The organism is Niveispirillum sp. KHB5.9 (assembly GCF_048066115.1).
GTDB lineage: Bacteria > Pseudomonadota > Alphaproteobacteria > Azospirillales > Azospirillaceae > Niveispirillum.
The window spans coordinates 143,304-152,747 of sequence record NZ_JBLTYX010000015.1 but is presented as its reverse complement, the minus strand read 5'-3'; the positions used below and the strand labels follow the sequence as shown (position 1 = coordinate 152,747).

The following is a 9,444-nucleotide window of genomic DNA, read 5'->3' as shown; positions in this document are numbered from 1 at the left end:
GCCCCCTCAGATCTGGACCGTGAGGTCGATGAACAGGCGCGTGCGCCTGCCCTCGGCCCCCGGAATGGGCAGGGCGCGCAGGGTGCGGGCCAGTTCCGCCGACAGGCTGGCCTTGCCGAACAGGCCCAGCCGCACGCCGCCGCCGGCCGACACCAGATGCGTGCTGGCCGCCACGCTGTCCCACACCCGGCCCGTATCCAGGAACCCGTAGAGCGTCAAGCCCTCCACCCGCTCGATCCCCGGATTGAACGACCGCCGCAGTTCCAGCCCGCCGCCCACCCCGTTGGGCCCCGACAGGTCGCCGCCATTATAGCCGCGGCCGAACCGGCTGCCGCCCAGCGCGAACTCCTCGCCGGCCAGCAGGGTGTCGGGCGTGTACTGCCCGGCCACCGTCAGGGTGGCGCCGATATCGGCGGGCAGGCGATAGCCATAGGCGACTTCCGCATTGAATTTCGAATACCAGGGCTCCGGGCGCAGGCGCGAGGCGGCGGCATCGCCGCGCACCGTGGCACCCGCCACGTCCAGCCCCTGGGTCACGCCCAACTGGGCATAAAGGTCGCCGCCCAGGAAACGCAGCTGGCTGTAGGTGGCGCGCGCATCCAGGCTGCGCCACCGGTCACGGCTGAAGGGCAGGTTCAGCAGCGCGACATTGGCGGCTTGCGCGTTCCAGCCCACTTCCAGGGTCAGGTTGCGGGCGCGCGAGCGGATCAGGGGCAGGGACAGGCGCTGGCCCATGCCATAGGATTCGGTGGCCACCGCGAAGGGCTTCAGCGACGCGCCGGGGCGCCCCCGGCTGTAATTCACCGCACTGGTCAGCGACAGGCCGGAACCCTCCAGCGGGTGCACCCAGCGGCCATTGGCCGACCGCTGTTCCTTGATCTGCGGGGTGGCGGACAGGGTCACGCCCAGCTGCTCCCCCAGCCCGAACGGCGAATTGGCCGCTAGGTCGACAAAGGCCGACCAGGGGCCGGCAAATTCCGACCCGCGATTGCCCACCCCGGCCACCATGGCATACGGCGTCTCGGTATAGCCGACCAGCAGCTCGGCGGCCCCGAAACTGTCGCCCGGCCGGATCAGGCCGGTGACGGTGACGCCCGGCAGATCATCGACCAGCAGCAGCCCGCGCTCGATCAGCTCCACCCGCGCCGGACGCGCGGCCAGGGCATCGGCCAGCCGCGCCTCCACCCGCGCGCGTTCCCGCGGGCCCCCGCCTTCCACGCGGGCGCGTTCCAGGTGCCCCTCGATGACGCGGATGGTGATGGTCTGGTCACGAAGCTCCTGCGCCGGCACGAACACCCGCGTCAGGCCATAGCCCAGGGCCAGGTACCGGGCTTGGATACGGTCGGCCAGGGCCGATATGTCCGCCAGGGTCACGGGTCTGGCGATCAGGGCGGCGATATCGGCAGCGAATTCCGTTTGCGGGTCGATGGCCGCCGCCCCCTCCACCGCGATGCGCGACAAGGTGAAACGCAGATCGGCGGCACCGGCGGCCGGCGCCCCCTTGCGCTGGGCGGGAATGGAGAATTGCAGCTGCGCCTTGGGCGCCCGGCGAAGCTCCTCCAGCGGGGCCGGCACGGTGGGGCGACCGGGCTCCACGCTGCCGGGCAGGCGGCCGGGCGCGGACTGCGCAGCAGCACCGGCCGGCGCCAGGACGGCAGCCACCCCCAGAAATGCCAAGCAGCGACGCATCTTCCCCCGGGCCTTCCCTCACTTCTTGCCTAAAGATGTAAGCCGGAGGGGGCGGCCAAGGCCAGTCGTTTATGCATTAACACGCCCGTGACAACCGCATTAACCATAGAAGTGGCCAAATAGAAATACGATCGAGGGCGGTGGATTACACACCCTTTGGTGGTTACTCGCTTTCCGCGTGCCGTCGATGCTTGGGGTCAGCGCACCGGCTCCCCATCCGGGGTGATGACCTGCCCCTCGCGCGCCACCAGGGCGCCCGGATGCAGGGCCCGCGCCTCTTCCCCGATCCGGTCCAGCATGGCGTCGGTGCGTTCGGGCGCGTGGTGGAAGATCACCGGATGGCGCACGCCCGCATGGGCGGCCAGGCGCAGCGCCTCCTGCCAGGTGGAATGGCCCCAGCCGACATGGTCAGCATATTCGGCGTCGCTGTAGGTGGCGTCATAGATCATGACGTCCGCGCCGCGCACCAGATCGGCGATGGTCTCGTCGTGGCCCCGGGCCGGATGCTCGGTATCGGTGATCAGGCAGATGGACCGCCCCTGGTAATCCACCCGATACCCCGTGGCGCCGTTGGGATGGTTCAGCGGACAGGTGCGCACCATCAGGCCCGGCCGCGGCTCCAGCACCTGGCCGGCGGTGAACTTGCGATAATCCATGCAGCGTTCCAGCCCGCGCAGCGGCACGGGGAACAGGGGGGCGGCCATCAGGCCGCCCAGCACCCGGCCCAGCGTCAGGTCGGGGGCCAGATGCCCCTCCCACAGGCTGATGCGGCTGCGCTTGTCATGGAAGGGGCCGAAGAACGGAAAGCCCACGACATGGTCGATATGGGTATGGGTGAAGAACAGGTCGGCCGTGACCGGTTCGCCCGTCCCCTCCAATGCATTGCCCAGCAGGCGGATGCCCGTGCCGGCATCGAAGATCAGCAGGTGCGGGCCGCAGCGCATCTCCAGGCAGGTGGTGTTGCCGCCATAGCCCAGCGTGTCGGCCCCCGTGGTGGCAATGCTGCCGCGCACGCCCCAAAACCGCACAAAGAAGCCGTTATCGCTCATGTCCCCGCCTTGATCGCGCCGCGCCGTCGCCCCGGCCCGTCGTCCCGGCACTTTCAGTCAAGGATTGGAAAAGCACAACAGTCCACACCCATCGGCCGCATGAAATCATACCGGCGACATGAATATTGGCTGAAAGCCGCCACAGGCCGGCGACCGCCGGCCCGCGACCCCATGGTCGCGCAAGCCAAGCGGCCGGACGGCCGCGCCCGGCGCCTGAGGGAACATACAAATACATCTCGTGCTTGCGGTCACACATCTGTGACCCGTAAATGATTAATCAATATTCCGGGGGCAGACTGCGCCCCGCCCGTCACCGATCAGGAAACCGGAATTGGAAGAGATCAATGTCGCCCCCGGCCGTCTGCTCATCAAGGAAGGCGACAGCGGCGGGGATGCGTTCCTGATCACCGGCGGCCGGGTGGAGGTGTTCCGCGCCGTCAACGGCACCAAGCACCGACTGGCCACCCTGGGTCCAGGGGAGATCGCGGGCGAGATGGGGCTGATCGACAATGCCCCGCGTTCGGCCTGCATCGCCACGATGGAACCGACGCGGCTGGTGGTGATCTCGCGCGACCTGTTCGTGAAGCAGCTGCGGGCCAGCCCGCCGCTGGTGCGCTTCGTCCTGCATTCGCTGGTGCGCACGCTGCGGTCGATCAACGGCATCCCCACCGACCAGGGCGATCCGATCTTCATCGACGATCCCATCGTGTCGGAACGCACGCACAAGCTGCTGCGCCGCGACACGTTCGCGCCCGGCCGCGTCATCTTCCGCCGCGGGGACGAGGCGCATGGCGCCTACCTGATCCAGTCCGGGCTGGTGGAGATCTGGAAGGATACGGCCGACGACCAGGTGATGGTGCTGGGCCAGGCCGGGGCGGGGGCGGTGTTCGGGGAAATGGCCCTGCTGCGCGACGCCAACCGCGCCGCCAGCGTCACCGCCGTGGAACTGACCGTGTGCGAGGTCATCCCCCGCCAGCGGTTCGAAGAATTGCTGCGCGCCGCCCCCACCCTGATCCGCCAGCTGGTGCAATCCTATGTGCAGCGCATCGAGCGGGGGATATAAACACCACCTAACCTGTTCTTTCTGGATACCCAATTGCGGCTATTCGGGAAACGTGTAGCATCGGGGTGAACAATACGGGTTGTCCGATGCTGCCGGCCCTGGATTTGGCGTCCCTCTTCCTGTCGAACGCCATCATCACCGGCGTGGCGGCCGCCGTTCTGGCCATCATCCGCCGCCACCATCCCGACCTGAAGGGCATCGGCAGCTGGGCCGTGGGGCAGGCCGCCTATGCCATCGCCTTCCTGATGCTCTACGTCTCCATGACCGACCCGTTCCAGCGGGCGGCCCTGCCCGGCTTCTTCTGCACCTTTGCCGGCACCCTGGTGACCAGCCTGGGCTTCCACCGCTTCCTGGGCGTGCGCCGGCGGGTCACCGGCATGGCCATCGCCGCCTTCCTGCTGGTGGTCGCGGGCCTGTCGGCCCTGTCCTTCATGCGCGGCACGCCCGGCTATATCATGGCCCTGACGGTGGCCACCCATGCCGGCGTGGCCGGCGTGAACGCCGTCCTGCTCCATCGCCATGGCCGGGGCCATCTGCGGCCGGCGGCCCTGACCCTGGCGGCGCAGTATGGTGTCTGGCTGCTGTTCGCCGTGGCGCGCGTCCTCTATATCGCCACCACCGGCTTCGATCTGAAGGCGGCCATCGACCTGATGGGGCCCACCATGCTGGTGGCCACGCTGATGCTGACCTGCCACGCGCTGGGGCTGGTCTGGATGGTGGTGGGGCGGTTGCAGGAACATCTGGTCCAGCAGGCCGCCACCGACCCGCTGACCGGTGCCCTGAACCGCCGGGCCCTGCAGGCGCGGCTGGAACAGGAACGGGCGCGGGCGGCGCGCGACGGTGCGGGTTTCGCGCTCGCCACCTTCGACCTGGACCATTTCAAGCAGCTGAACGACACCCACGGCCATGTCGTGGGCGACGCCACCCTGGTGGGCGTGGTGGAGGCCGCGCGCCTGCTGCTGCGTCCGGGAGAGGATGTGGCGCGGCTGGGGGGCGAGGAATTCTGTGTTCTGCTGCCGGGCATGACCGGTCACGACGCCGTGGCCATGGCGGAACGGATCAGGGCCGCCGTGGCCCGTCTGGACATCGCCAGCGCCGAGGGCCCGGTCAGCGTCGCCGCCAGTTTCGGCGTCGCCTGGTACGGCGCCCATGGCAACGACTGGCCGACCTTGCTGAAGGCCGCCGACAGCGCCCTCTACTGCGCCAAACGCAACGGCCGCAACCGGGTGGAAGCGGCACTGGCTTGATACATTGTTCCCTCAGGCGCCGGGCGCCCACATCCGTGGGCTTGGGCTTACGGCGCACGTGCGCCGGGCCGGCGGTCGCCGGCCTCCAACGGTCATTTTCAATGACCATTGGCTCACAAAACAATATCCCCCGCCGTCAGCGTGGTCAGTGCCGTCAGGGTGATGGCGAAATCGGCGGTGCCGTCGCCATTGATGTCGCCCAGCAATTGCAGGTCGGTGCCCACCACCTGGATGCGCAGCTGGCCCGCGACATTGGTGAAGGCGGCCACACCCAGGAAGGTGAAGGCGTCGTCGATGGGCGTGGCGCTGTTGGCGTCGATGCCCGACAGGTCGATGCGGTCGCCCTCGGCACTGCTGAAATCGGCGATGGTGATGGGGGTGGCCACGGTGCTTTCCGCCACGGCCGCCAGGACGAAGCGGTCGGCCCCGCTGCCGCCGGTCAGGGTGTCCGCCCCGCCGCCGCCCGCCAGCGTATCGGCGCCCGCCCCGCCGGTGATGGCGTTGGCGTCGGCATTGCCGGTACCATCGAAATTGCCGCCGCCGGTATAGACCAGGTTCTCGACATTGGCGGCCAGGGTGTGGCTGCCCAGGCTGGTGCGCACCGTGTCGGTGCCGCCGCCGGCATCCTCCACCACCACATCCGCGTCATCATCGACGATGAAGATATCGTTGCCGGCCCCGCCGATCAGGCTGTCGGCACCCGCCCCGCCATCCAGCATATCGTTGCCGGCCCCACCGTCCAGCGTGTCGGCCCCGTCGCCGCCGGTCAGGCCGTTGTCGCCATCGCTGCCCGTGCCGGCAAACGCCGCCGTGCCGGTATAGACCAGGTTCTCCACCTCCGCCGCCAGGGTGAAGGCGGCCAGGCCGGTGCGCACCGTATCCGTGCCCCCACCCGCCAGTTCGGTGATGTCGGCCGTCCCGGCATCGACGATATAGGTGTCGTTGCCGGCACCGCCGATCAGGATATCGGCGCCGGCCCCGCCATCCAGCGTGTCGTTGCCGGCACCGCCATCCAGCGTGTCGGCCCCCGCCCCGCCGGTGATGGCATTGGCCAGGGTGTTGCCCGTGCCGGCGAAGACACCCAGGCCGGTATAGACCAGATTCTCCAGTTCGGCGCCCAGCGTATAGCTGTCGGCGCGGGCGCGCACCGTATCGGTGCCCTCGCCCGCCAGTTCCAGGATCACGTCGCCCACATCATCGACGATATAGATGTCGTTGCCGGCCCCGCCGACCAGGCTGTCGGCCCCCACGCCGCCATCCAGCGTGTCGTTGCCGGCCAGGCCGGTCAGCGTGTCGTCGCCCGACCCGCCGCGCAGGCTGTTGTCGCCGGCATTGCCCGTGCCCGTGGCGTTGGCCGTGCCGGTGAATTCCAGCCGTTCCAGATCGGCCGCCAGCACATAGGTCGACAGGCTGGTGCGCACCGTGTCGATGCCGTCCGTGTCGGTGATGGTGTCGCCGACGCTGTCCACGACATAGATGTCGTTGCCGTCGCCGCCGACCAGCGTGTCGTTGCCGGCACCGCCATCCAGAATGTCGTTCCCGGCCCCGCCGCGGATGGAATTGGCCAGCGCCGTGCCGGTGCCGCGGAAATTGCCGACACCCAGATAGACCAGATTGTCCTCGCCCGCCGACATCTCATAGGCGGCCGACGTGGTGTTGACCGTCACCTTGCCGCCCGCGACCGTCGTGTAGGAATAGCCGAAATCCGACACGTCCAGCACGCCGGAATAGCCCTGGATGCGGAAGATATAGTCGTCGGAGCCCAGATTGGCGCTGCGCGTGGCGCCGGAGACGATGAGATAGACCTCGCCCAGATAGCTGAACAGGCCGGCCTTGTTGGTGTCGTACATCGGCTTGCCGCGCGCGAACAGGCCGTTCACCGCCTCGTAGAAGGACACGCCGGTGGCGCGGATGACGCCGCCACCGGCCACGCTGGTCACGGCGAACGGCAATTCGATGCTGTCGGCCAGCAGGGTGCCGCTGCCACCCAGGTCGAGATTGACCAGCGTATCCATGGAATTGAAGGTCAGCGCCGTGGACAGGCGCGTGTCGCTGACGCGGGCGAAGACGAAACGGTCGCTGCCCGACCCGCCCACCAGCCGGTCCAGCCCGGCCCCGCCGATCAGCACATCGTCGCCGGCTGTGGCCACCAGCGTGTCATTGCCATGGCCGCCCTCCAGGCTGTCATCGCCATAGCCGCCGATCAGGCTGTCATCGCCCGACCCGCCGATCAGCGTGTCGTTGCCAAGGCCGCCATCGATCGTGTCGTTGCCGTCGCCGCCGTCGATGTAATTCTCGAACCGGTCCTTGATGTCGCCGCGCAGCCGTTCGGAACGGCTGTTGTTGAAACTCTGGACCTGCACCGGGCCCTGGATGGTCTCCGGCGTCAGGGTGAACAGGTGCGGCGCGCCGCCGGTGCCTTCGGCATCGAAGGCGGTGATGATGCCGTTCAGCTTGTCCACGGCATAGACGATGACGCTGTGCGCCTCGATCACCGTGCCGTTGTTCCAGACGAAATGCAGGATGTCCCCCAACTGGAGGTTCCGGTACATGATGCCCAGGTCCTTCCTGGCCACGGTGCGATAATCCGACCAGCTGTCCAGCTTGTCGTCCACCATGCCCACGCTGTCCTGGGCGCCGTTGGCCACCCGCTCCCCGCCCCAGGCCATGCCGGCCTGGTTCAACACATCGCGGAACAGCTCGATCTCGTCCGTCACGGGTTCCCCGCCGGCGATCACGCTGTCGATGACGGTCTTCAAGCTGGGCATGGGGCTGGACTCCGGCCGGCAAATATTTCCGGGACGCCCGCCTTTTGCGGGCACCCCGGGCCTCTACAAGCAATTCATGCGCCAAACGGGGTAAGCCCCGCCAGGGGGATTAGGGTCAGGTCCTGTGACCTTGGGATGCTGTCGCTTCTCCAGGCCGGCGACCGCCGGCCCGCGACCCCATGGTCGCGCAAGCCAAGCCGCCGGATGGCGGCGCCCGGCGCCTGAGGGAGCGCGTTCAGGCCGGCGACCGCCGGCCCGCGACCCCATGGTCGCGTAAGCCAAGCCGCCGGATGGCGGCGCCCGGCGCCTGAGGGAGCGCGTTCAGGCCGGCGACCGCCGGCCCGCGACCCCATGGTCGCGTAAGCCAAGGGCGCGGATGCGCCCGCCCGGCGCCTGAGGGAACAAAAATCAGGTCCCCCGCACGACCAACCGCGCCGGCAAGCTCACCGACGTCACATCCTCCCCGTTGATCAGGGATAGGATGCGCCGGGCCAGCAATTCACCACCCGCCTGCCAATCCTGGTGAACCGACGAAAGCGGCGGCGTCAGGCAGGCCCCGAGCGGCGTATCGTCGTAACCGATCACGGATATCTTGCCCGGAACGCCAATGCCGCGTTCCTGCAGGGCCTGCATGGCGCCGATGGCCAGAAGGTCGCTGGCCGCGAACAGGCAATCGAACGGCGCCCCGCCGCCATCCACCCAGGCGGCAATGGCGGCCGCCCCGGCGGCAATGCCGAATGGGCAGGAAATGCCGCCCGCCAGTTCCCCCCCGCCGGCCAGCAGCGCCTCGCGGAAACCGTCATGGCGCTGTTCGATCTCGGCGTGGCTGGTGTCGCCCAGGAACAGGCCGCGCTTTCGCCCGATGGACAGGAAATGTTCCGCCGCCAGCGCCCCGCCCTGGCGGTTGTCGGACCCGACCGTCACATAATCATGCTCCGGCGCCTCGGCTCCCCAGACGACCAGGGGCACGTCGGCATCGGCCAGTTGCACCGCCGCCTCGTCATTGCTGCCCTGGCCCAGCAGGATGATGCCGTCGGCCGTCTGCACCGCCGGCGTATGCACCCCGTCGCGGGTGGTCAGCACCACGGCATAGCCGATGCTGGTCAGTTCCTGGCAGATGCCACCCATCAGCGCCATGGGGAACGGACCGGTCAGCGGCCGGTCGGGGCTGGGCTTCATCTCCACCACCACCGCCACGGTGTTGGACCGCTGCAAACGCAGGCTGCGCGCCGACAGATTCAACTTATAGCCATGCTGCTTGGCCAGCGCCTGGATGCGCGCACGGGTATCCGGCTTCACGGTGGCACTGTCGCGCAGCGCCCGGGACACGGTGATCTTCGACACCTGCGCCAGTTCCGCCAGGTCGGCCATGGTCAGGCGCCCGGCCGGCGCGGCCTTAACTTCGATCTCGCGTCCACGTTCGGCAAGCTTCGTCATGGATATCCGGCGGGGGTGACGGAAAGGGAAATGCGGGACCGACATTCGCACGTGTGTCGGCATTTTCCAAGGGGTTGGCGGCAACCCTTCCGGGCAGGTCACAGGGGGTGGCGCATACGTAGTCGAAAAATGACATCGATATCTTGACATCGATAACATTGATGGTAGCTTACCGTCCAACCACCGCATCC

The 9,444-nt window shown here is 68.3% G+C and carries 6 protein-coding genes; 2 read left to right on the top strand and 4 right to left on the bottom strand.

The genetic code is table 11. The features are described 5' to 3' along the window. Nucleotides 1–6: 6 nt before the first annotated feature. Both ACM9HJ_RS21980 and ACM9HJ_RS21975 read right to left on the bottom strand, forming a co-directional pair. A complete protein-coding gene (locus ACM9HJ_RS21980) occupies nt 7–1,689 on the bottom strand; it encodes a ShlB/FhaC/HecB family hemolysin secretion/activation protein (RefSeq protein ID WP_416573908.1) in 1,683 nt (560 codons plus the stop codon). A gap of 197 nt (nt 1,690–1,886) precedes the next feature. After that, nucleotides 1,887–2,738 carry an MBL fold metallo-hydrolase gene (locus ACM9HJ_RS21975; RefSeq protein ID WP_416573907.1) on the bottom strand — a complete coding sequence of 284 codons (852 nt, stop codon included), beginning with the start codon at nt 2,736–2,738 and terminating at the stop codon, nt 1,887–1,889. Nucleotides 2,739–3,069: 331 nt separating this feature from the next. Between ACM9HJ_RS21975 and ACM9HJ_RS21970 the strand changes: the two genes are divergently transcribed. Then, entirely contained in the window at nt 3,070–3,801 is a 732-nt protein-coding gene (locus tag ACM9HJ_RS21970; RefSeq protein WP_416573906.1) for a cyclic nucleotide-binding domain-containing protein, read from the top strand. Nucleotides 3,802–3,887: 86 nt separating this feature from the next. After that, nucleotides 3,888–5,048: a diguanylate cyclase gene (locus tag ACM9HJ_RS21965; protein WP_416573905.1), complete on the top strand. Its 1,161-nt coding sequence runs from the start codon at nt 3,888–3,890 to the stop codon at nt 5,046–5,048. A 113-nt stretch (nt 5,049–5,161) separates the two neighbouring features. Here the strand turns inward: ACM9HJ_RS21965 and ACM9HJ_RS21960 are convergent, their stop codons facing one another. After that, nucleotides 5,162–7,816 carry a hypothetical protein gene (locus ACM9HJ_RS21960; protein WP_416573904.1) on the bottom strand — a complete coding sequence of 885 codons (2,655 nt, stop codon included), beginning with the start codon at nt 7,814–7,816 and terminating at the stop codon, nt 5,162–5,164. 408 nt (nt 7,817–8,224) lie between these two features. Further along, nucleotides 8,225–9,253, bottom strand: coding sequence for a substrate-binding domain-containing protein (locus ACM9HJ_RS21955; RefSeq protein ID WP_416573903.1), 1,029 nt, complete (start codon nt 9,251–9,253; stop codon nt 8,225–8,227). Nucleotides 9,254–9,444 lie beyond the last annotated feature (191 nt).

Excerpts from the sequence above, each read along its gene's own strand:
- ACM9HJ_RS21960 (WP_416573904.1), bottom strand. The coding sequence starts at position 7,816 with ATGCCCAGCTTGAAGACCGTCATCGACAGCGTGATCGCCGGCGGGGAA.
- ACM9HJ_RS21980 (WP_416573908.1), bottom strand. The coding sequence starts at position 1,689 with ATGCGTCGCTGCTTGGCATTTCTGGGGGTGGCTGCCGTCCTGGCGCCG.
- ACM9HJ_RS21975 (WP_416573907.1), bottom strand. The coding sequence starts at position 2,738 with ATGAGCGATAACGGCTTCTTTGTGCGGTTTTGGGGCGTGCGCGGCAGC.
- ACM9HJ_RS21955 (WP_416573903.1), bottom strand. The coding sequence starts at position 9,253 with ATGACGAAGCTTGCCGAACGTGGACGCGAGATCGAAGTTAAGGCCGCG.
- ACM9HJ_RS21965 (WP_416573905.1), top strand. The coding sequence starts at position 3,888 with ATGCTGCCGGCCCTGGATTTGGCGTCCCTCTTCCTGTCGAACGCCATC.